General features: G+C 58.5%; 20 protein-coding genes and 1 pseudogene. 13 read left to right on the top strand and 8 right to left on the bottom strand.

The genetic code is table 11. The features are described 5' to 3' along the window. Together VK92_RS31490 and VK92_RS43575 are read right to left on the bottom strand one after the other, a co-directional pair. The coding region (locus VK92_RS31490; RefSeq protein ID WP_156190773.1) for an ATP-binding cassette domain-containing protein at window positions 1–975 on the bottom strand (975 nt) is incomplete at its 3' end. A gap of 583 nt (window positions 976–1558) precedes the next feature. Continuing rightward, window positions 1559–1726 (bottom strand): hypothetical protein, encoded by a 168-nt coding sequence (locus tag VK92_RS43575; RefSeq protein WP_423064342.1) that lies wholly within the window; start codon window positions 1724–1726, stop codon window positions 1559–1561. On the opposite strand from VK92_RS43575, the gene VK92_RS31485 reads away from it, so the two are divergent. The 6 genes from VK92_RS31485 to VK92_RS31470 all read left to right on the top strand — a co-directional run bounded on the left by VK92_RS31485 (window position 1650) and on the right by VK92_RS31470 (window position 8484). Next, entirely contained in the window at window positions 1650–1934 is a 285-nt protein-coding gene (locus VK92_RS31485) for a hypothetical protein (protein ID WP_048027585.1), read from the top strand. The genes VK92_RS43575 and VK92_RS31485 overlap by 77 nt on opposite strands. Continuing rightward, entirely contained in the window at window positions 1886–2152 is a 267-nt protein-coding gene (locus VK92_RS43570) for an integrase core domain-containing protein (protein WP_442854673.1), read from the top strand. Before VK92_RS31485 ends, VK92_RS43570 begins: the two co-directional genes overlap by 49 nt. Before the next feature lie 448 nt (window positions 2153–2600). Further along, window positions 2601–4904 carry a PEP/pyruvate-binding domain-containing protein gene (locus VK92_RS31480; protein ID WP_048027588.1) on the top strand — a complete coding sequence of 768 codons (2304 nt, stop codon included), beginning with the start codon at window positions 2601–2603 and terminating at the stop codon, window positions 4902–4904. A 56-nt stretch (window positions 4905–4960) separates the two neighbouring features. Continuing rightward, window positions 4961–6229, top strand: coding sequence for an ATP-grasp domain-containing protein (locus VK92_RS40960; RefSeq protein WP_082163769.1), 1269 nt, complete (start codon window positions 4961–4963; stop codon window positions 6227–6229). Next, window positions 6214–7224 carry a dipeptide epimerase gene (locus VK92_RS31475; protein ID WP_048027589.1) on the top strand — a complete coding sequence of 337 codons (1011 nt, stop codon included), beginning with the start codon at window positions 6214–6216 and terminating at the stop codon, window positions 7222–7224. The genes VK92_RS40960 and VK92_RS31475 overlap by 16 nt, the downstream gene beginning before the upstream one ends. A 96-nt stretch (window positions 7225–7320) precedes the next feature. Further along, window positions 7321–8484: an MFS transporter gene (locus VK92_RS31470; protein WP_165589099.1), complete on the top strand. Its 1164-nt coding sequence runs from the start codon at window positions 7321–7323 to the stop codon at window positions 8482–8484. Between the two features lie 494 nt (window positions 8485–8978). Here VK92_RS31470 and VK92_RS40950 read toward each other — a convergent pair. Beyond that, window positions 8979–9231 (bottom strand): annotated as a pseudogene (locus VK92_RS40950) (PAAR domain-containing protein). Window positions 9232–9717: 486 nt separating this feature from the next. Here VK92_RS40950 and VK92_RS31465 point away from each other — a divergent pair. The 3 genes from VK92_RS31465 (at window position 9718) to VK92_RS40945 (ending at window position 11309) form a co-directional block, all read left to right on the top strand. Beyond that, window positions 9718–10338, top strand: coding sequence for an HAD family hydrolase (locus VK92_RS31465; protein WP_048027592.1), 621 nt, complete (start codon window positions 9718–9720; stop codon window positions 10336–10338). Window positions 10339–10593: 255 nt separating this feature from the next. Beyond that, complete coding sequence (locus VK92_RS31460; RefSeq protein ID WP_048027593.1) at window positions 10594–10875, top strand: hypothetical protein; 282 nt, start codon at window positions 10594–10596, stop codon at window positions 10873–10875. A 143-nt stretch (window positions 10876–11018) separates the two neighbouring features. After that, a complete protein-coding gene (locus tag VK92_RS40945) occupies window positions 11019–11309 on the top strand; it encodes a toxin-antitoxin system YwqK family antitoxin (protein WP_081066321.1) in 291 nt (96 codons plus the stop codon). 193 nt (window positions 11310–11502) lie between these two features. Here the strand turns inward: VK92_RS40945 and VK92_RS31455 are convergent, their stop codons facing one another. Next, the gene (locus VK92_RS31455) at window positions 11503–11904 is read right to left on the bottom strand and encodes a hypothetical protein (protein ID WP_048027594.1); all 402 of its coding nucleotides are present in this window, start codon (window positions 11902–11904) and stop codon (window positions 11503–11505) included. Here VK92_RS31455 and VK92_RS31450 point away from each other — a divergent pair. After that, a complete protein-coding gene (locus VK92_RS31450; protein ID WP_197094500.1) occupies window positions 11887–13128 on the top strand; it encodes a YncE family protein in 1242 nt (413 codons plus the stop codon). The genes VK92_RS31455 and VK92_RS31450 overlap by 18 nt on opposite strands. Before the next feature lie 20 nt (window positions 13129–13148). Here the strand turns inward: VK92_RS31450 and VK92_RS31445 are convergent, their stop codons facing one another. Then, window positions 13149–15662: an EAL domain-containing protein gene (locus VK92_RS31445; RefSeq protein ID WP_048027596.1), complete on the bottom strand. Its 2514-nt coding sequence runs from the start codon at window positions 15660–15662 to the stop codon at window positions 13149–13151. Window positions 15663–15937: 275 nt separating this feature from the next. On the opposite strand from VK92_RS31445, the gene VK92_RS42130 reads away from it, so the two are divergent. Beyond that, on the top strand, window positions 15938–16381 hold the full coding sequence (locus tag VK92_RS42130) for a hypothetical protein (RefSeq protein ID WP_131723230.1): 444 nt from the start codon (window positions 15938–15940) through the stop codon (window positions 16379–16381). Here the strand turns inward: VK92_RS42130 and VK92_RS31440 are convergent. Both VK92_RS31440 and VK92_RS43185 read right to left on the bottom strand, forming a co-directional pair. Next, window positions 16348–17514, bottom strand: coding sequence for a porin (locus tag VK92_RS31440; protein ID WP_042975541.1), 1167 nt, complete (start codon window positions 17512–17514; stop codon window positions 16348–16350). The two genes, VK92_RS42130 and VK92_RS31440, sit on opposite strands and share 34 nt — an antisense overlap. A gap of 214 nt (window positions 17515–17728) precedes the next feature. Further along, window positions 17729–17959, bottom strand: a complete 231-nt coding sequence (locus VK92_RS43185) for a hypothetical protein (RefSeq protein WP_226193367.1) — start codon at window positions 17957–17959, stop codon at window positions 17729–17731. A 1307-nt stretch (window positions 17960–19266) separates the two neighbouring features. Between VK92_RS43185 and VK92_RS31435 the strand changes: the two genes are divergently transcribed. Continuing rightward, window positions 19267–19482, top strand: coding sequence for a hypothetical protein (locus VK92_RS31435; protein WP_042975539.1), 216 nt, complete (start codon window positions 19267–19269; stop codon window positions 19480–19482). Between the two features lie 147 nt (window positions 19483–19629). After that, on the top strand, window positions 19630–20697 hold the full coding sequence (locus VK92_RS31430; RefSeq protein ID WP_048027775.1) for a double zinc ribbon family protein: 1068 nt from the start codon (window positions 19630–19632) through the stop codon (window positions 20695–20697). A gap of 243 nt (window positions 20698–20940) precedes the next feature. Here VK92_RS31430 and VK92_RS31425 read toward each other — a convergent pair whose 3' ends face one another. Further along, complete coding sequence (locus VK92_RS31425) at window positions 20941–21363, bottom strand: hypothetical protein (protein WP_042975538.1); 423 nt, start codon at window positions 21361–21363, stop codon at window positions 20941–20943. Window positions 21364–21415 lie beyond the last annotated feature (52 nt).

Genomic DNA, 21415 nt, shown 5'->3' with positions numbered 1-21415 from the left:
CACGGCGCCGAAGATCGTGTTTGCGAAGCGCGACTTGCCGCCGCCGACGGGCCCCGCGATCGCGACGATCTCGCCGCGCCGCACGTCGAGATCGAACGGTGCGCTGGCCTGCGTCAGGCGCAACCCGCGCACGCTCAGGCCGCTGTCGCCGGGCCGCGCGATCGGCGCCGGGCCCGGCGCACGCGCCTTCGGCAACGGCCGCCCGACCATCGTTTCGACCGCCGCGTCGAAATCGACCGGTGCGGCGAGATCGGCGACGATCCGTCCGTCGCGCACGATCGCGACGCGATCGGCGATACGGCGCAGGTCGCCGAGCCGGTGCGACACCAGCAGGACCGCGACGCCTTCGTCACGCAATGTATCGAGCAGCGCGAACAGGCGCTCGGCCTCCGGCGCCGACAGGCTCGCGGTCGGTTCGTCGAGGATCAGCAGGCCCGGCTGCCCGGCAAGTGCTCGCGCGAGCGTCACACGCTGCTGGTCCGCGAGCGAAAGCAACGCGAGCGGCGCCGCCAGGTCGGCATCGAGCCCGACGCGTTCGGCGAGCGGCCGTGCGGCATCGCGCCGGGCGGCCGGCGGCACGCGCCACGGCGATGCCGGATCGCACAGCCGGTCGAGCAGCAGGTTGTCGGCGATCGACAGCGTCGGCACCACCGCGTCGGCAACCGACTGATGCACGGTCGCGATGCCGAGCTGCTTCGCCGCGTGCGGAGAAGCGGGCCGGTAAGGCGTGCCGCGCAGCGTCAGCGTGCCGCCGTCGTGACGGATCACGCCGCTCAGGATCTTGACGAACGTCGATTTGCCCGCGCCGTTGGCCCCCATCAGCGCGACGACCTCGCCGGCGCCGATCGACAGGTCGAGCGATGCGAGCGCGGTCGTCGCGCCGAAGCGCTTCGACACGCCGATGGCCGTCAGGACGGGCTGCCGCGCGACGCGATGCCGTCGATCAATTCGGGGATTTGATGAAGTCGTCGTCAATGGCGTGTCGAAAAGATGTGCCTCTCGGCGAGCGGCGCCATGTGCGCAACGCCACCCGGTCACCGGAAACGTGCGGCGGGACGCTTTGCGCAGGGGCAATCCCGCTTGGGCGGGGACAGCGTGCCGCGGCTTATCGGCTTCAGCTTCCACGTCGATCCACGTTGAGCATGACTGCGCCGCGCAGGCATCGACGCCGGTTCGGCCAATCTAGCGTGCCGCACGACGTACCCGCAAACAACGATTTCTGTCATCGATATGACGTGGGCGAGAATCCCGAATTCGCACCTTGTCACGCCCCTTGCGCTGCCGGGGATGTGCGAACCGCTGCGTGACGCGCACCAATATTTTTTTTGTTTACCAGACTTTGTTTACCTGAAAACATAGCCCCGCAGTTCGCGCGATTCGCAAAGAGTCTGGACATTTACGGATACGCGTATCGCCGGCCCGGCATCGACCTGAAGACGCGGCACCTCGTCACGCTTGGAGTAAGCAGTGCCGTGAGCGGCTGCGAGAATCCATTGCGTTTCCAGCCTGGCGCTGCCTCTGCATCCCGGCATATCGGCCGAGCAGATCCGCGAGGTATTCATTGCAAGGTTTTGCCGGGAATGCGCGGGCGTTCAATGCGGCAGCCATTTTCAAATCCGTCGCCGACACGTTTCAGAATAACGAATAGCATGATGCCCTCGACCCGGTGGCAACTGATCGTGACGTATGTGTGCGCCGACGCAGCCGTGACGGTTTCGTCTCGCATCCTGCAGTTCTATGCCACCTGGCTTTTGCTCAAGGGTCTCGCGAACCCGTCGGCACTCACGCTGACGCTGGTCGCAACGTGGGCGACGACCCTGCTGATCCTTCCGTTCACCGGCATCGTCGCCGACCGGGTCCGCAAAAGTACGGTTTTGCTGGGCGCATCGCTGCTTGCCCTTGCGTCGGTGATATCGGTCACTCAGACTTCCTGATTGACAAGGAACCTCATCAAAAGACCGCTTGCGTTGAACCAGCATGCGTTTGTCAATCTCGACGACGCACGCAAGCAATTGAAGCGTGGCGCACTGACTACAACTCGTTGCGCCCGCATAGTGCCTTGGGGAACGTGGCGCCGGACCAATTCCGGCAACTGCATCAACCGGGAACCGGCGAGTCCACTAAATTGCGAATGGTGTACTCGGCGAGGTAAGGTCACCGAAACACTAACACTCAATTGTGTCCAGAATTCCTAGAGCAGTTCAATATTGACGAGTTTGTTCGAGCGCGTGTCCGGAGATGCAGGAGCAAGTCCGCAGAGCCCCCCTTCCTGGGCAGTATTTCATTTTAATTCCACTTTTCTTTCGCAATAATTATGTTTGAAAAAATAATATACGACCGCCAAATAAAAAAATCCCAGAATTGGGATATTGCGAAGGAATTTCCACTTGGGTATGATGAATCGCATGACACTTTTGTGACAGTTACACAGATCGATGCATTTATGTAGATTGTTTACGTGATCGTTGTCGAATTTTTTGTCATGGAGCCCCGCTATTTTTGGGTGGTGCTCGCTCGCGCTCGCGTTTATGTGCGACCGGACATTGTTCGCTCATTTTGATGACGGCCAGAAATTTCCTGAGAGATTAGACGTTACAAAAATGAAAAACCCGGCTTTTGCGTTCGGAAGCAAGGCTTCCACGTTGGCGACTCTTGCCAACCTCATCACTCATGGTCGTGTTTTGGACCAATGCGCATTTACCGTCCACGATTGGCGAGAAAATGCGGATGCTGTCGAGAAAGAAATTGTGCGTCGCTTCGGTTGCATTCCACTTATCGTTCGCTCCAGTGCATTGTCTGAAGACACCGGGACTTCGTCAAACGCAGGGAAATACTTATCGGTAGGTAACGCTGTTGGGCTCACGTCTGTCAGAGATGCGATCGAGCGAGTCATCAAGTCTTACGGATCCGCGCTTGATCATGATGAAGTGTTTGTTCAACCAATGTTGAACTGTGTTCGGAGATCGGGCGTTGCTATGACGCGAGACCCCGAAACTGGGGCGCCATACACTGTAATCAATTACTCGGAGAGTAGCGACACCGCAGCTGTTACATCCGGGGCAGGTGAAGTTCGAACCGTCATCGTGCATTCTGGTAGTCAAGCACGCCTCTCATCGCCGGTGGCCGCGATCCTACCACTTCTCGATGAACTGATCGAGATCACAAATAATGATGCGCTTGACGTTGAGTTCGCGATGGATGAAGCAGGAGTCGTGCTCCTGCAGGTCCGGCCGATGACGACCGTAAAATCCAGCCCGGCGCCGCGACTCCATGCCGCCTACATTCTCGAACAAATCAATTCGACCTTGCCGACGGTTAGCGCACGAAAGCACAACACGTTCAGCGTGATGTCGGACTGGAATCCGGCTGAAATGATCGGCATCAAGCCTCGATCGCTTGCATATTCTCTTTACCGCGAACTGATCACGCGGATGAACTGGGCCTCTGCTCGCTTTCGGTATGGGTATCGTGATCTTCGGCATCGCGAATTGATGATCTGTCTCGGTGGTAGTCCCTATATCGACGTGGCGTCTAGTGTCGAATCATTCATTCCAGCCGGCGTTCCAGCGGACGTTGCGCATCGCATCGTTGAACACTGTTCCCGATACGTCTCGGATCACCCGGCTTTGCACGACAAGCTCGAGTTTGCGGTTATCCCTACCTGTTACGTTCCGCACCTCAACGTCGACTTTTCCTCCTATCCCCACTTGGCCGACGCGCTGTCCCACATCGAACGAAAGGTATATCTCGACCAACTTAAGTCGCTGACCGAGCAGATCGTAGCACCAGGCAGCGTGTTTTATCGCGATCTCGATCTTTTGCCACTGCACGCCCGAAAACTTGCACGTTACAAAGCAGATCGAAGCGACACCGCTATCTCATTCTGGCAGTGCATCTCCGACGCAAGCGTGGTCGCCGAGACATTTTCCGGTCTCGCTCGAGCAGCATTCATCGCGACTGCATTGTTGAAGGACCTCGAACATGCCGACGAGCGACTTACTGGGTTGACTGATCAAGTGACGGCTAGCGTTCGTACGATAGGCAAGCAAATCGCGGATGACTATGCAGACCTGGAACTTCATGCGTTCTTGGAGCAACACGGACACGTCCGCCCCGGCACCTACGACGTCACTATCGAGCGTTACGATGAAGCTCCGGATCGATACTTCAAGCGGACGGAGGCGCGAAAGGACCCAAGCAGTCCCATCGCCGACGTAAGTCAATTCATCTCAAACATTACTACGCAGCTCCGCGCTTGCGAGTTGGGCTTCGACGCATTTCAACTGATCACTTTCGCGAAAGCCGCCATTCACGCGAGAGAACAGTCGAAGTATGTCTACGCCGGCTTAGTCTCTGAAGCGCTTTCCCGCCTCACTGAATGGGGTGCTGCCCGTGGGATAAACCGCAACTGCCTGAGTCATCTATCCCTCAATGATCTCCGTGTCGCAATGGAATCGTACGGCCGAGACGTCGACCTTCTGGCCAAGGGGCGGAAAAACGAGGATGTATGGGCGAGGGATTTGAGCGTGCGAACGCCCGCCGTGTTCAACCATTCCGACAATTTCTTCGCATTCGAGATAAGCGGAACGAAGCCAAACTACATCACCAGCAAGACAATCTCGGCCGCACCTATCGTGCTTACCGGCAGCGAATCAACAGACGCAGACCTGAACGGAAAGATCGTGCTCATAGAGAGTGCCGATCCAGGTTACGATTGGATTTTCACCCACCCGATTGACGGTTTTGTCACAGCATTCGGTGGAGAAAACTCCCATATGAGTATCCGCGCTCGTGAATTCGGCATCCCCGCCGCTATTGGGGTCGGCCCGGAGGTATTCCGAGCGCTGGCGCGTGCGAGCAATATCATACTGAGCTGCAAAGACCAGCGAATTCATTCTGCTTGACGAGAAGAAGCGCCCGAGAAGCCCTACCAAAAAAAATTAAATAAATAAGCAATCCTATGGAAAAGATATTTATTCTGATCGAGAGCAGCTCGACCGGCACTGGTCTCGCGATGATCAAGAAGCTCTGCGAACAAGGGTACTCACCGTGGGTGATCAGCAATAATCCGGGTCGATTCGACTTTCCCGATATCCCTCAGCTTCGGCTTCTTCATGTCGACACGAACGACGAAAGCCGATTGATCGAGTTTCTTCTTCAGCATGAGCGGCGCGATGAGTTCGTCGGCGTGTCAACCGTATACGATTTCTACGTTCCTGCGGTGGCCGGAGTTGCACGTGCACTGGCTCTGCCCGGCCCGCATGTCGACTCCGCGAGAAGAGCGAGACATAAACATAATCAGCGAACCGTCTTCGCTCATCACGGCCTTCCCCAGCCGAAGTTTGCCGTCTGTAGTACGGTGGATGAAGCACTTTCTGCTTCACGAGAAATCGGATATCCGCTTGTCTGCAAGCCCGTCAGCGGTGCTGGTAGCGTGGGTGTCAAGTACATCACGTCTGACGACGAACTGAATGTACACGCTGGAACCTGGCTGTCCCGTACAGAGACCCATAGAGGCGTACCGATCCAACAAAAGGTCCTGCTCGAGGACTTCGTCTGTGCCCCCGAAGTATCGGTTGAAGTCTTCGATGGCATGGCCGTGGCGGTCTGCGATAAATTCGTTAGCCCATTACCGGTTTTCCTTGAAGTTGGACACGAAGTGCCATCCGCCCTTCCAAGCGATCTTGCGCAATCGGCATGCAAACTCGCGGAAGACGCCGTCAAGGCGCTCGGTTTGGATTGGGGGTGCTGCCACGTGGAGCTCCATGTGACCCGCGATGGCCTCTCCGTGATCGAAGTGAATCAGCGGATCGCTGGTGATCTGATTCCCCTGTTGGTAGAAGAAGCCACTGGTGTTGACTTACTGTCGGCGGCAATTCTCAAGGCGGTCGGAGTAACTCCAAGTCTGAACGGAACGCGCAACCGAGTCAGCCGTATTGCATTCCTCGTTTCGGGTGAAATACCGTCCGCGATACGCGATACCTTCGAGACGATAGTTTCTGAAGGTGGTGCGCTGGATGCGCACCTTGGGATGGATCACGGTAAAGGCCTCCACTATGGCGACTCTCGCGATCGTATTGGTCATCTTATTGTGAGCGGGCCTAGTCGGTCGTCCGTCCGAGATAACCTCAACAAACTGCTTGTGAAGTTGTCCGGGAAAGAGCGTGTCTTAGCCTCCCCATCCCATAGCGACCAACCTCGGTACGCATCTGCATGCAACGTCAGCTGAGCACACTCTCCGGACATATCAACCTGACGACCATGGTTGAGCGCTGGGACCTGAAAATCCCATTTGTCACCGCGCGCGGCTCTCGCACTGAGGTGGAAGTGATAGTTGTCGAGATCGCTGCCGATGGACATACCGGCCGCGGCGAAGCAACCCCGAGCCGGAGCCTCGGTGAAAGCGCCAGCTCGTGTCTCGGTGAGATTGCAAAGGCCTTTGGTACCGGGGTGTTGACGGCCACCGACGTTGGGTGCCGCGTCGCGATGATGCCGTCGGGCGCAGCGCGAAGCGCGCTCGATAGCGCGATCTGGGACCTTGCTGCAAAACATTGTGGGACCCGTGCGTGGACTATGGCGTCAATGCAAACACCGACTACAAGGAAGACGATCCAAACAATCAGTGCTGGACCGCCCGACGAGATGGTGAGCCAAGCGCTGATGTTCGGCTCAGCCGAAGTGCTGAAGTTAAAGCTGAATGGGAGAGATGATGACCGAAAAGTTCGTGCGGTAAGACTCGCCCTACCGAACGCACGGCTTATTGTCGATGCCAACGAGTCGTGGACGATGAATCAACTCGCGACGTGGTCCGTGACGATGAGGGAGCTCGGGGTTGAGCTGATAGAGCAGCCCCTTCCCGCAGGATCGGATACTGCGCTATCGCACTTCAATCGCATCGTGCCGATCTGCGCTGACGAAAGTTTTACGGACCCGAATGACCTCTCGGCTATCGCCTCGCGTTATGACTTCGTCAACATCAAACTCGACAAGCTCGGGGGGCTTTCGTCCGCACTGGTAGCGGCAACGATCGCAGAGTCGCACGGTCTTGGGATCATGCTCGGATGCATGATTGGCACGTCACTCGGCATGGCACCATCAACGATGTTGTTCGATCGGGCCACGTACATCGATGTCGACGGACCGTCATTCCTCGCATCGGATCGCGAGCCGACTCTCTGGTGCGATGGCGTGGTATCCGCCCCGCGTCCGGCGCTCTGGGGCTGATCCGCATTTCGCCATACCACCACCTGAACTTACTGTCATCACCGCATCAATATGGACCCGCAACACCTGCAATCCCGATTTGCCGTTCGAGCGAACTTGACGTCGATTTTTCTTTTCGCCCTTGGAAATTATGTCTTGATCCCGTATTACGCCGTGTACACAAGCAAGAACCTCGGCTACGGAGTCGCATTTGCCGGCATACTTGTTTCGGTGAGAATGTTTTCCCAACGTGGCCTTACGCTATTCGGCGGAGTGCTAACTGATTATTTTGGGGCCCAGCTCATTAGTCAAGTCGGAATACTGCTCAGAGCAACTTCATTCCTGATTCTGTTCTTCGACCGCAGCCCGTCAAGCTTCGTAATCTCCGCCTTTGCAAATGGGACGAGTAGCTCCCTATTTAATATGGCTATTCGAAAGATGCTGTTTTTCGCCGTGCGAGAAGACGATTCACGTCTGACAGCAGTCATCAGCCTGCGAAGCGCGTTGCTCAATCTTGGGGCCGCAATTGGCCCACTTCTCGGCACATTCTTTCTGTACTGGGATTTCAGTTTGACGTGCCTTTGCGTAACCGTGATGTTCGTCGGCTTAGGTACAATTGTATGGGTTTCAAACCGAACGTTCGAAGCCGCGCGAATCTCTACAATCCGTCCGGCGGACTTTCTTCGAGTCATCCGACTTCCCGGCATTCAGCGGGTCATGTTGCTGCAGTTCATTTATTTCTATTTCTATTCTAATCTTGAATATTTACTTCCGATCTTCAGTACGGAGCAAGGTCATCAGGGATTGGTCGGAATACTTTTCACGACCAATGCGGTTGTTGTTGCTGGCGTGCAATTCACAAGCGCCCGTCGCATCGCCAATGCGGGCGTCAACCTTGGATTCTGGTGCTTCCTCGCGTTCTTTCTCCTACTTGGCTCGATTGCATACTTTTCTCCGGGCGTTGGCGTGTCAGTGCTCCTCGTGTTGGCCGTAGCACTATTCACTATCGCGGAAATTGTCGTCTCCTTCAGAGTCGAATACCTGTCGACAAAGCTCGGCGACAAATCGCTCGGCGGAACAACGTACGGATTGGTTTCGGTCGTCGGTGCAATTGGCATGTTGGCCGCCAACGCGCTGAACGAGCAACTATATCGGTGGCTTGGCCCGGCTAGCACGTGGAGTATCAATGCCCTGCTTGTTGTGGCTGCAATCGCCTATCTGTGGCGGATAAGGACTCCTTTGTTAGATCGCTTGCCGTCACCAGCAAAAGCTACTCCCTAGAGCACAGCGAACTCACGTCAAGCGATCATTTACTGTTCGCTCGTTGGCGCCAGCACAGTGTGACCCTGCCTCGATTCCACGTACAGCAGGAAGTTTGATAACTTTTCGCCCGTGAGCGGCTATTCGCATCGAAGCGGCTGGACGATCGGTGTCTGCCGCGTGCGCGATAAGTGGACCGTCGAGCTGTGGGATGGAACGTCTCTCATGCCGTCGTCGACTCGCCGGTTGCGGCGGTCAGGCTTCATCGCGAGTTGGTGACGGAGTCTGAGCCAGGCAGCTCTCCTGATCTCGAAGGGCAGCACGAGTTGTCGAGCTGACCCGGCCAAGCGATCGGTACGGCCGGCCCGGCCTGCGCCGCAATCCCCGCCGTAGGTGAGATCGTGCCAGCGTTGCGACGTCTGGCCACCCGACCCGAGCTGGCCGCGCGGCAGTCGCAAGATGACGATCTTGTGCGCGTGCGTCGCGCACAAGATCGCCCCAACTACGCGGCTCTTTCAGATAAGACAAGAAATGAGCTGACAAACCGCATGTCGCCTGATGCCCGTGCCGGGCAATCGGGATACCGTCATCTGTCATGGGCGCATCGTCTTCCTCGATGAAGTTCGGCGACACCTCGGGATGCTGCGGGCACGAAACACGATCGCCTTTGCGAGCGACAAAGCGGCCATCGAAACGCATTGTGCTGGAACCTGTTTCGACCTTGCCGCCATGGTCGGTCTCGTCACCGATGCGATTCAAGTTCATCATGATTTACGCCGTGACAATGCGCCCATAATTCAATTGCCTTGATTGACCAGGCTCAGGCTGCTGTCGATCCAGAACGGGCCTCGGCCTCGAGGTCGCTTTCCGCGCGTCTTGCTGGAGCGCTGGTTGCTACTTCGTGATCCGACGCATTTCCCGTCGGCGCACGGCGCCGCCCTCGGCTCCAGTTTCCCGGCGTCGCCACCGGCACGCCCAGCCGCCGGGCCGCTTCGTGTTGCCCTAGTCTCCGCAAGTTTCACCGCCTCGGACTTGAATTCTTCCGTGTACTGCCTTCTCGGCACTCCAGTTTCCGGCATCCCATCCTCCGTACATGCATCAAACTATTCAACTTTATGCTGTACGTGACACTTGGGCAGGATCATTCGACAGCATCGTAGAGATCGCAGACAATCTCTGGGATATGCAGGGCTGGCCTTGGCCGGTGCCACGAAACCGTGAAGCAAATTTCTCTTTCCGCGAAGGACTCCAGGTGTGATAAAAGCCATTTTTTTTGATTACGACGGGGTGCTGACGACTGATAGAACGGGTTCGCTCACTACGAACAGATATCTGAGTACAGTAACCGGTGTTGAGTATGAGACTGTTCGCAAGGCATTCGCAAAACACAACCCAGACCTGCTTGTCGGAAAGGTCACACATGCCGAAATCTGGGATGCAGTTTGCGCGGAGATACGTTGCAAAGTCGATTTTTCATTGCTCGAAGAGGCATTTCAAAGCACGCCGAAAAATGACGCAATGTTTGCTCTGGCGCGCAGCCTGAAGCCCGAGTATTCCCTCGGCATCATCACGGACAACAAGCGGGATCGGATCGATTCACTGAAGAAATCGCAAGGTCTCGATGTCCTGTTCAACCCGATAATTGTGTCAGCCGAGTTCGGCTCGGGAAAGGACGGTTCTGCTGTTTTTGAACATGCTTTACGATGTGTCGGAATAAGGCCTGACGAGAGTATCTTCATCGACAACAATCGAGGGAATCTGATTGCACCAAGAGCGCTCGGCATGGGCACGGTCTTCCATGACGATGAAAAAAACGATGTCGAGAAACTGATCGCAACCCTCAGGAACGAGTTCCACGTCTTGGAACGGTCGTGAGACGCAGCGCCATTTCGTGAGGCGCGAAGGAGCGTCCGAATGGCCGCTGTTTGGCGAGCTGATGGGCCGTTGAGGGTCGGCAACCGTCGGCCGCATCCGTCGGTTGGCGGCCAGGAGCAGCCACTCGCCACGCTCACTGAGATTGCCCGATCTGGCAGGAGCGGGTTCAATGGAGGCCGGCGGCCCTACTAGTCGGTAGTAGGGTAGGATGGCCGAGAGTCGCACCTCATCCCTACCTTTGAAAGGGAGCATCATGTGAGCGCAGCGGATAGATCTGAAATCCTTCGGCTGGTTGACGGCGGCCACGCGTTGGACCTTGTGGACTTGCTTCTTGGCGACTCCTCGTACCGGGTTTCCCCGACGATAGAATATTTTCCGAGCGACGATGCGCGCAACGCTTACGTAATGACGATTGAGCACCTTCGTTTCGTGAGCGCCCATGGCAAGCAAGACGGTTTCGTCAAGGTTGGCCAGCGTGTGCATTTCGCTTACCCGGAATATTTTCGCAACTGGCTGGACTGGGGAACCCGGACTTGACACAAGAAGACCTGCTCAACTATTTGAGAGGGAAAAGCATTACCAGCCAGCGCAGTCTGCTGCCGGCCAAGTGCGGTCACTGATATGCTTCGCAGACAAGAAACTCATACTGGGATTCTGGAAAACTCGGAGAACAATAGAGCATGCCCGATTTGGAGATCGCGGAGATCTATTACGAGAACGGTGACATCAAATATCGTTACTCTCGGTACCTCAATTCCGACGGCAGTCGGTGGATTAGGCATGGTCTCTTTGTCGCATATAGCGAGAATGGCACCGTAGTTTCCGAGGGAAACTATGATCACGGCGTCGAACATGGTCCATGGAAGGACTTCCATCCTAACGGCAGCATTGCTGCGTCCGGTAACTATGATCGGGGAACCGAGGTTGGAGTCTGGGAGTATTGGAATGCAGATGGTCAGCCCCAGACATAGCGCAAGCCTGCCCGGCAGCAACGGCCGTTGTGGGTGGTGGATTCAACCGGATGCAGTCCGTTCGACGCCGGCATCCGACAACGGCTCACCGTCGGGCTGCAGTCGGCCACTTTCAGACATCCGGCATCACCACCTAGATCGTCATCAATCGGGCTTCGGTCAGCTTCTCGAATAGTTGGCGCGATCGCTCCGATCAAGATGCCACCAAGGTGCCATCGTCGCCAACCCATATCACTGCGGGGATGCTGTAGAAGTAATCGAGCAGTAACAGATCGTGCTCATGGCATGCAGCCTCCGGCCACCTGTCTCGGAGGTAGGAGATGATCTCGTCAGGCGAAGCGTGCCACTGCGCTTGGTGATCGTTGATCGTAAATCGAGGATTCGGATGTTCGGGCGAGACATAGCAATCCGCTCCCGGGGCAATGAACTTGATCCTTCCCGTCTGAAGTAGATGCTCGACGACTCGAAAGAATGCATCTCTATGGCTATGGAAGGCCATACCCGGTGAATTGCCGCCGATCGCGCTGAAAAGACCCGTAATCCAAAGGCCAAACGAATCTTCCACGATTTTGTCGATTTGAGCGGAGTCATCCATGACAAAGCGGGCTCGAAAGAAAGCTCGATAGGGGAAGGTAAATCAAAGGCCAAGTGTAATGTTGAATGCCTGCTTCCGGCAAACCGGACCGTCTCTTCAGGTTCGACCACGGTCAACCAGCTCCGACCAGCCGCCCACGACCAATCGCTCGACGCCACGTGCCAGTCTGTTGATAATCAGGACATGATCCGCCGACGCAAGGCGTCAGTGGTAACCCAAACAATCGCGATCGACACGTCTTTTTCGCAATTCTTGCCGGAGTTACTTGTGTACATCGATGTCCCCCGCGGTCTCGTGTTCTTTGACCCAACTGACGCTTTCCTTCCCGAGCCGGCGTTAGTGCAATACGACCGTGATTCGAAAACGATTACATCGGTCGCGGGCGCGCAGACGGACGATACGGTGTGTGATGTATCGCGCGACGGCCGTCGCCTTGCATTGGCATCGGCGTCGTGGATAGTCGCACGCAATACCAACCGTAGCCGCTTGACCGTGGTTGCCGATGGCGCCGTCCTGCATCAGACCGACAAGTTTCTGTCGTTCTGGACGCGCCTGGATCCTTCCGGGCGCTATGCGCTGGTAAGCGTCTTCAAGAGCAATGACAAAGGCCGTCCGGTGGTGATCGATCTGGACACAGGCGAGCTTGGCGATCCTGTCGCGCGCGATTTCGATGCACGTTTCGGCGACGTGGATCCGGTCGACGGACTCCTGTGGGCTCCAGACGAACGAACCAGGAATTCGGTGCTGACCGTGAATTGCCGCAGCGGCGAGATCAACACGGTCAATCTCCCGGCGGGCGGCAAGGTCAAGCGCCTGCGCTTTGCGCGCGATGGGTCAGTCATGTTCGTCGCGAGCGACACCAATCAATTGCTGTGCTGTGACCGGAATGGCTCGGTGGTATGGTCGCGCGATATTGGCGAATTTGGCGAGGTTCTCTCGGCCAACATCCTGTTCAACGAGAGTGGCAGCCATTTGTGCTTACCCTTGCCGGAAACGGCACGCTGCAATTGGGGCGAGGATCTGGTGATCGACGCACATACCGGTGCGGTCGAACATGCCATTCAACGTCACCGTGGGCCGCCCGCGCGACTGGCAGCAGATTGGTTCGGCGACCGGCTGCTGACGCATGGCGGTGAAATCATCGATTTTTATACCGGCAAGGTGACGGACATGCTGTCGTTCAAAAACGGCAGTAGCGCGATCGCGGGGAACCTCGGCGGCTGACATATTGACACCCGACCGCCTCACTCGGTCAGCAATTCAACACCGCGACGCAACGAGATCCCGGCCAGCTGTTCAGCAGGCTGCGGTCGCGCGAACAGAAATCCCTGCACCTGGTGGCAGCCGATTTCCTGCAGGAACGCCAGCTGCTTCTCCGTCTCGACGCCCTCCATCACGACATCGAGCCCCAGTGCGCGCCCCATCGCAACGATCGCGCGCACGATTGCATCATCCGTGCTGCCCGAACCGCAGTCCGTCAGGAACGACCGATCGATCTTCAGCGTATCGACGGGCAGATCCTTCAGGTACACCAGCGACGAATAGCCCGTACCGAAATCGTCGATCGCCAGGCTGATCCCCCGTGTCGCCAGTTCGCGCAGCAGGATGCCGATTTCCTCGCGGGTGTTCATCGCCATGCTTTCGAGCAACTCGAGCTGCAGGCATTCGGCCGGCAGCGCGGTTTCGCTGAGGATGGTCGTCAGGTCGCTGAGGAAATGGTCGGTAAAGCACTGCCGCGCCGACACGTTCACCGACACCCGCCCGAACTCGAAACCCTCGTCGAGCCAGCGGCGCGCCTGCCGGCAGGCTTCGCGCAGCACCCACCGGCCGATCGGGACGATCAGCGCCGACCGCTCCGCCAGCCCGATGAAGTCGCCCGGCGGCACCAGACCCTTGCGCGGATGCAGCCAGCGCAGCAGCGCCTCCACGCCGACGATCCGGCCGCTGGCCAGATCGTATTGCGGCTGGTAGAACAGCCGGAATTCGTTCTGCTCGAGCGCGCGGTGCAGCTCGCCGAGCGTCTCCAGCTGCTCCATCGCCGACGATGTCATCTTGCTCTCGAAGAACTGGAACACGTTCCTGCCGCGGCTTTTCGCGCCGTACATCGCCTGGTCCGCGAGCAGGATCAGGTGTTCCGCCTCGGTGCCGTCGTCCGGATAGATGCTGATGCCGATGCTCGGCGTCACGAAGATCTCGCGACCGCCGACATCGATCGCCCGCGCCACTTCGTCCAGCAGCTTGCGTGCAACGCGCCCGACGTCGCGGACATCGTCGAATTCCTCGAGCACGAGCGCGAATTCGTCACCGCCCATGCGCGCCACCGTGTCGTTCGAGCGCACCGACGCGACGATGCGCTCCGCAACCTGCTTCAGCACCTCGTCGCCGGCGTTGTGGCCGAGCGTGTCGTTGACCAGCTTGAAGCGGTCGAGATCGAGGTACATCACCGCGACCTTGTGACCGAGCCGCTTCGCGTGAGCGATCGCGTGCGCGAGCCGCTCCTCGAACAGCGCCCGGTTCGCGAGATCGGTGAGCACGTCGTGCGTGGCGAGATAACCCAGCCGCTCCTCCGCCTGACGCCGCTGCGTGATGTCGGAGAAGATCGCCGCATAGTGCGAGATCTCGTCGTCGTTGTCGCGAATGCTGGTGATCGTCAGGTATTCCAGAAACAGCTCGCCGGTCTTGCGGCGATTCCAGATTTCGCCTTGCCAGTGGCCATCGGTCGTCAGCGAATGCCACAGCTGCTTGTAGAAATCCGGCGTCTGGCGCCCGGAACTCAGCAGGCCCGGGTTGCGCCCGATCACTTCGTCCGCGGTGTACCCGGTCAGGCGCGTGAAGGCCTGGTTGACGCGCTCGATCCTCGCGTGCCGATCGGTGACCATGATGCCTTCGAGCGCCGATTCGAACACCCGATCCGCCATGCGCAGGTTGAAGCGCGCGAGTCCCAGCGCTTCGTCGCGCTCGCGCACGGCGCTGCGCAACTCGTTCGCGTATTCATGCTCGATGCTCTGCAGCACGTCCGCGAAACAAAGCAGCCCGGTCAGCCTGCCCGCCTCGTCCCGAATGCCGACGTGCCGCATATTGTGCTCGGTCATGAAGCGCTGTGCTGTATACAGGCTCTGCTTCGCGCTCAGCATCTGCAGCGGCTTGCTCGCGTAGGCCCCGACCGCGCCCTGGGACGTGCCTTCCGCCAGGAGCCGGACGATGTCCCGCTCGGTCAGGATGCCGTGCTCACCGTCGTCGTAGCCGACCAGGATCGCATCGAGTCGTTGCGTGCGCATCCGTGCGATGACGTCGTGCAGCGCGACCTGCTCGGACACCACGACGGGCGGATGGATGCGGATCGATTCGATCGGCTTCAGGTGCAGGAAGAACTCCGGCCCCTGGTTCACGACGACGTCGGTCTGCGTCAGCACGCCGATCGGGGCGCTATCGCGGACCACCACGAAGTGCCGGACGCCCGACTGCTTGAACTTCATCGCGGCCTCACCCAGCGGCGTGTTGGCCTCGAGCGTCAGCACCGGATGGCTCATTACCTCGCTGACCGGCCGATCGAGCCCGTGCGGATCATCGCCGGCCGATAGTGCATCGCGCTCGGTCCAGATCCCGACGACCTGTTCATCCTCCATCACGACGATCGAGCTGCAACGCTCGATGAACATGCGTCGCGCGACCTCCCGCACCGACGTGGCGGGCGTGCAGGACAGAATCTGACGCGCGACGAGGCGCGCAATCGGAACATCGTAGCTGCTCGGATACATTCTCTAACCAAGACGAAAAGCCCTCGCCGGCGCGCTTCGATCCGGCAACCTTCAGGCTCGCCCGCCGCGACAGGCACGGTGCGATATCGCTTGCCTCGAATGGTTGCGTACTCATCGAACTCGCAGACGGGGCATTGACCCATCGCGTGAGGCGTCGCGGCGGCGGGCGTGGCACATGGGCCGCGACGTCGCATTTGACGATCCCTTGTCCGGCGGGTTCAGACGCCGGAGCGCCGCCCACTCGGAGGCAGCCGCCCTGAGTTAACGACAGATTCGTGGAAGAGTTGAGTGCCGTGACGACATTCGTGCTGCGCGCCGGCAAGTCGAGCGGCTGCGCGATCGATGAGCCGTCAATGCGGCCGAGACACCGCCGGCTTCAGCAGGCCTTTTTGCTACACGCGGGCGACAAGGCGTCGCATGGACCGGCGGCGGCGCTCATGGAGGAATGGAAGCCGGTCGCGGCTGCCGTGAAGTCCGGGCGATTCGTCGATCGAGACTCGAGATCGGGCGGCCAGCTGCGCCCCGGCCGTTTGCGGCCCGTTTGCAGCCCCGCTTGCAGCCGTCTGACACGAGCGCTCGAATCGTTGACGATCCGAGCGCTCATGGTCATGTGGAACCACCAGAATGCTGCAAGCCCGACGTATTGCACCCACAACGCCGGGCTTCCTGGCCTGCAATTTGAGGATCAGAAGCTATGGTGCATGCCGATGTTGACTTGAACCTGGTTACCGCCCGACGAGGTGTTGCCAAAGTCGGCAGCCGAAGCCTGAGCGCCCTGGGCATGGACGTAGGCACCGACGGCGTAAACCGACGTGCGCTTCGACAGTGCGTACATGGCACCGAGCGACGCCTGGTTGATCGAAGCCATCGTGCGGCCTTCGGCAGCCTGGCTGGGCGTGGCTGCGGAACCGTAGACATACGTGTACCCGGTGGCCAGCGACAATGCCGGGGTGACCTGGTACTGCAGGAGCGCGCCCAGCACGTTGAAGTGGATCGACGGCTGGCCGTTGTTGCCCTGGTACTGCGCGTTCGAGTACCGCAAGCCCGCCGTGTACGGACCGATCTGGTATTGGGTAGCGACCTGGGCGATGCCCGCGCTCTTGAACGCGTTGCCACCGTTATAACCCGAGCTTGGATAGCCCAACGCGGTACCGAAACCCGGTTGTGCCGTTGCGTTCTGCCACCCGTTCTCACCCTGGTTGGTCGCGCGGAAGTAACCGCCGGCGACGGTCAGGCCGCCTTGAGCGTAGTTCGCCGCCACCGACCACGATTGCCCCGAACCCATCGCACCGGCAACACCGCCGAATGAGTACGCGCCTTCAGCCTGGAAGCCGTTGATGACCGGCGAAATGTACTTCACGGCGCTGTTCTGGTTCGTCGTGTTGTCGTTGTTGTCGACGTCGCCCGGCGTCGAGAACGTCGATGCTGAAATGGCGTCGCCCGTCAGGCCCTGCACCATTTCCGTCACGGCGTCGAGCTGGCGCCCCATGCGCAGGGTACCGTACCGATCGGAAGCAATGCCGACGTAGGCCTGGCGGTTGAACAGCGAACGCGTGGAACCAATCGGCCCCTGGCCGTTTATCCCGCCTGTACCGATGTTGAAACCGTTTTCGATCTTGAATACCGCCTTGAGGCCGCCGCCGAGGTCTTCGTCCCCCTTGAGGCCCCACTTGTTAGAACCTACGGCACCGCCGTCGAGGCCGAACCGCTTGTGGCCATTGATGTTCGAGGTGTAGCCGATACCCGAATCGAGCATGCCGTACAGGGTGACCGACGACTGCGCCATTGCTGCCGAAGATGCGGCGAATGCGGCAACAGCGATAACGCTGACGTTGATGTTTTTGTTTTTCATCTGTATTTCACAGTCAGGAGTGGTTTTGGGATTGTTTGAAACGGGTTGTGTCGTATTCGAATGCAGATGACGGCGCACGGCCTGCGCGTCGTCTCGGCCGCAACGGCCAGCGTCATATTCGCCAGATCGGCATAATCAAATCAATCATTTCGTCATCCTCAAAATTGCATGCGGAGAGGTACCACGCATCTCGACCTGTCCGGCACGCTTTCGATCAGAACAATCGCGGCATCCCGATCTGGATCAAAGCCGCTTCCTTGCTTCCGTTGTCGCTCCGGCCATATGGCACCGTGAATCGAGAATGTGCCGGGTCGCCTGTTTGCCGCATCGATACCTTGCCTTCCAGCTCCGGCGAAACTTCACCGTCGATCACGCGAAGAAACTTGCCCCCTGCGCGGTGATTTCCGGGTACGCCTTGACCACGAGCGCGCACTAGAGGATTCATTCGAACTGACATCCTCCCGCCGTATTCATGATCCGGCGAACCGATGTACCGAGTCCGCGAAGCCGGACGACTCGAGCCGATCACCGCGCTCAGCCGAACTTTCCCCGATGGCATTTCGGAGCAGTCCGGCGTCGTCACGTCCAGCGCCCGTGCAATGCCCGCGAGCAAGGCCGGCGATGACGAAACCGGACCACGCTCCACCTGCTACAAAAGACCGTCTGGAAGTACCGGCCGCCATTGCAGGCTGCTTGAGCGTCCGGTTCAACCGCTGGCGAAGTACGCGAACCTATTCGCCGGGCACCAACGTGGCCGGATCGCGCTTAGCGAGTGCGAAAGACCATATCAGGAACATAATTTTGCGTCAAAAATTGTTTGATATAAGTTAATCTGGTTTGATGGCGTTGCGCCATGCCGGACTTACCCTTATAGGAACTGGCCCAAGGACACCGCGTCAGCAAGATCCGCGCCGTGACGTTGATCGACGATCAGACGAAAAACCGTTGTGGAACGGGAGCGCTTATGCGCTGACGGCAGACGCTCCCTATCCGACGTCGGGCCGAGGTCAAAATGGCAACGGAAAGCGAGGTATCCTGGCTCGCATCGCAGGGCACTACCCCGTTGAGACAGAAGCAGCGCGCCGTTCTCTCGAAGTGCTCGTTGCCATCGAGGTTTCCGTCGCTTCGGCATCCGCCGCCCGGGCCTTGATGATTCCGTGACCGCGTACGACGCCTTTCGAGAAATGCGCCTGACTGCGTCCGGTACCTGAATGAATTCATGCCCCCGTTCGACTCCGTGAACACGTACCGTCCGACATCGAGCGATTTTGCGAATTGCAGATGAGCTCGCAAGTGGCTCGCCATGTGTCGTGGCTCCCGCGCACGAGAGCGCAATGTCAACATGCGTTGGCAGACGCGGTCGCACAGCAACGATCCGCGACTCGGTTTCGGCTGATAGCCACGACAGGTGACCGATACGCCTTCGAAATCCACAAGGAAGAAGGCAATCGCCACAGCGTGAGGATGCGAACCTCTTGGGGACTTCGTAACCGCCAATAACGTGGCATCCGTGCTTACGTTGAAATATCAAATATTTCCACAGTCGATTGATATTGATGCCGCATGCAATGAATTTATTAACTCCTACCCGGCAGTCAAGGGGGAAATTTTTATTTTCAAACGTTGCTAATTGAATAATCTCCCCGAAAAGAGCCGGTATAATTTTTTGTCAAGCCATGACAACCCTCTTATCAAAGCAGCGATCTTCTCTGTACACATGGTCCACTTCACATTTGGTCTTTTGAGGGCGACATGGATGGAATAACCAAGGCACTTGTACTGGCCGTGAGGTACATCGATCAGCGGAGCAACTTGCACGCCGAGGACGACGACGTCAACGCGCTTGAGGAGATCGCAGCGGCACTTGCAGTTGCATCGACAACAGAGCAGGATGCCTTTGCCAGGATGGCAACGTCGCTTGGCTTCCCTGAGCTAGTGGAGCAACTCGGCCTGGATTCGCCACGATGACCGCCTTGCAAGCCCGCATTTCCTCTGAGTCAACGTCAAGGGCTGCGTGGTGCAGCGCATCGGGCGGCAGCCGGCCAAAAAGCGACAGCCGACCATTGTGTCAAGATTGATAACACTGCGAACCATTCCAACAAAGGCAAAACAATGATGACTTCCGGCGACGGCCTGACCAGTCCCGCGCGGCTCCTGCGACTCGCCTCATGGGTAATCGCGATCATCTTCGCCGTCTTTCTGAACATGCTCGGCAGCCTCGTGATCCGCGACATGGCGTTTGCCCCGACGGGCGGCCCACCCGCCATCGAGCAATTCGCCGATGCGCCGACGAAAGCGCGGCTGGACGCAGCGCGACGCAATCTGCAGGCGCAGCACAACGCGCTTGCCGACAAGGCCGACACCATGGAGGTCGCGCGCAGCCGCGCCGCGAAGGAGTATGCGGCCGAGAAGGAAAGCTTCCGCAACTGGCTGGCAACGCGCTCGGTGACCGGCGACAGTGCGAGGGACCCCGACATTCTGGCGAGAACTCGCAAGCTGGATTCGCTCCAGGCCGTGGTGGTCAACTGGCAGCATCAGATCGATGCGATCAACGACCAGCAACGGGCGCTGGCATCGCAGCAGACTCAAGTGGACACGCAGATCGCCGAAGCGGACGCGGCAGCCGAACGGCGCTTCGACGAAGCGACACGGCACTACGAGCTGCAAGTATTCGGGCTGCGGCTTGCGCTGACGCTGCCGATACTCCTGGTTGCGATCTGGTTGTTCATACGCTATCGCAAGATGCGCTACTGGCCTTTCATGTACGGTTTTGGCCTGTTTGCACTGAGCGCGTTCTTCATCGAACTGGTTCCGTACTTGCCGAATTTCGGCGGTTATGTCCGGGTCCTGGTGGGCATTGCGCTCACGGTGTTCGCCGGCCTTTACATGATGAAGGCCTTTCAGCGCTATACCGAACGCAAGCGGCTCGAATTGCAGCAGGATCAGGGAGAACGCGCGCGCACGATCGGCTACGAAAAAGCCGTTCGTTCGCTCGAAAAGAAGCGCTGCCCGTCATGCGACAAACAATGGAATCTCGGCGGCGACGACTCCACGTTCTGCGTGCATTGCGGATTACGACTCTTCAATGTCTGCGAATGCGGCGGCCGGAATTTCTTCTTCTTCCCGCATTGCCATCAATGCGGTGCGGCTCAGGGAAATGAGGTGCCGGCGTCGTCCGACTGACAGTCGGCGTGTTTTCAACACGCACCGGTGTCGACAGCCTTTAGCGGATCGGGTCACGTCAGTCGCGGATTGTCGAAGCAGGCAGTGACCGGGTTCGGCGGCGGATTCAATCGGTCGTTTGGCACGAGCCGCTCGATCGTTCACAATCCTCGGCCCGTCGCCCCCGGCGCGTCGAATCCGCAACCATCCGCGAACGCCGCCGATGCCGTCACGCGAGCGTTTCAGCAACAGCTTCGCCCGGCTTCACTGCCATTCACCGGGATGACAGACCACCCAGCCCGGATGATAGCTGTCCATGTCCGTGTGCCCCCAGCACCAGCCGTGCTGGCGAATGGTTTTCATCATCAACTCGCGTTGTGCGCACGCACTGCCCGGAGCATATTGCCCGTCAGGCAAGAGTTTCGGTGCCGCGCCGTTCCTGCATTGGCCATCGACCACTTCTTCCTGACGCATCAACGCCTGGACAGCGGGTGGAACGGTGCGGGCCAGCGTGTCCTTGTATTCGATGCAGGCGGCCGCCTTGGGGTCGTTGGACTTGCCGGCACATCGGGACTGGAGCTTGTCGATGTTTCTCGACACTTCTGGCGGATACGTTTCGGCGTGCGCCGCGGCAATACATCCCGCCAGCAACAGGCAGGCGGCGGCAAGAGATCTGAACAAAATCATTTCGTGAAGGACACGATGCGTCGGATAGCCCAGGAACCGGCGAATTATGGCA

Source organism: Burkholderia sp. LK4, assembly GCF_001043615.1.
GTDB lineage: Bacteria > Pseudomonadota > Gammaproteobacteria > Burkholderiales > Burkholderiaceae > Burkholderia > Burkholderia cepacia.
The sequence above is the reverse complement of the archived record's forward strand: the minus strand, read 5'-3'. Positions and strand labels throughout refer to the sequence as shown.